Source organism: Roseovarius sp. A-2 (assembly GCF_002072155.1).
Taxonomy (GTDB): Bacteria; Pseudomonadota; Alphaproteobacteria; order Rhodobacterales; family Rhodobacteraceae; genus Roseovarius.
Window position 1 is genome coordinate 1 of sequence record NZ_BDIY01000085.1, and the last position, 1,209, is coordinate 1,209.

Below are 1,209 nucleotides of genomic sequence, written 5' to 3' on the forward strand. Positions count from 1 at the left end.
GCCATCTCATACCGACACGCCAGGTCCGATGCTTTCGACCTCTGGAGAGGCTATGCTGCCGAAATGACCGCCTGACAGGCAGAGGTCTCGCCCCTCTCAAAAATGGCGAAAACAAGTTGGCAATCCCCGCCGCCCTATTTCATTGTGATCGACCGGGCGTGGCGGGATGAGGGCACGAGCTATCACTATCTGCCACCCTCTGATTGGAGCGTCGCGCCCGACCACCTTTTGTTGCAACTCAGAGGCATGGACGATGACGGCCCGCGCGTTCTGACCGGCCCGACATGGACCACCGACGCCCCGTTTCGCGAGACAGAGACGGCCATTGCCGCAGCCCGCGCTCGCGGCATCCTCGCCGTCGAGATGGAGGCTGCCGCCCTCTATGCCTTCGCGTCAGCGCGGGGACGCGACGTGATCTGCCTCGCCCATGTCACCAACCAGATGGGCATGATCGAGGGCGATTTCGAGAAGGGCGAGGCCAATGGGACGGGTGACGCGCTGCGTGTTGTTACCTGGATCGTGGCAAGGTTGGAATAAGACGCGATCAGCGCGTGAGCGTGTCGAGCACCGGACAGTCCGGCACTGCCGCGCCGGAACATTGCGCGGCGGTCTCTGCCAATGCCGCCTCGATCCGTTGAAGGTCCGCGATCCGCGCCCGTATATCGACCAGATGACGCTCGGTCCGCGCCTTGACCTCGGCGCAGGTTGGCATCGTGCCATCGCTTAGACCCAAAAGCCCGCGGATGTCCTCCATCGTGAAGCCAAGTTCGCGGGCGCGCAGGACGAAGCGAAGGCGGTTGGTGTGCGCGGAGGAATAGATCCGGTAGCCGGCGTTGGTCCGGGGCGGGTCTGGTAAAAGGCCGGTCTTCTCATAATAGCGGATCGTCTCGATGTTGCAGCCCGTGGCGTGTGCCAGTTGGCCGCGTGTCAGGTCGCTCTCGGTCTCGTGATCGGTCATAGCGCGAATTTCTCTTGAGCCTGTAGTTGCTACAGAGATTTGAGATCAAATGACAATGTGACGAGAGGAAAACGAAATGAACTTTTTAGATGACATCCGTGATGGGGGCGGGGACGTGCAAATCTCTGCCTGCAAGGAGGACTGAGATGTCAGACAAGAACGACGGCAAGCTGATCGTGACAGGGATCGTTGGCACCGTCATCGCGGCGCTCTGCTGCTTCACGCCGGTACTCGTCGTGTTGCTGGGTGCC

Annotated in this window: 2 protein-coding genes; one reads left to right on the forward strand and one right to left on the reverse strand. The window is 61.1% G+C overall.

Annotated features, from left to right (window positions below; translation table 11 throughout):
* The first annotated feature begins 102 nt into the window (after window positions 1–102).
* Window positions 103–537, forward strand: a complete 435-nt coding sequence (locus tag BHD06_RS22665) for a hypothetical protein (RefSeq protein WP_254892581.1) — start codon at window positions 103–105, stop codon at window positions 535–537.
* Between the two features lie 7 nt (window positions 538–544).
* On the opposite strand, the gene BHD06_RS22670 is transcribed toward BHD06_RS22665, so the two are convergent.
* The gene (locus BHD06_RS22670; RefSeq protein WP_080459195.1) at window positions 545–958 is read right to left on the reverse strand and encodes a helix-turn-helix domain-containing protein; all 414 of its coding nucleotides are present in this window, start codon (window positions 956–958) and stop codon (window positions 545–547) included.
* Window positions 959–1,209 lie beyond the last annotated feature (251 nt).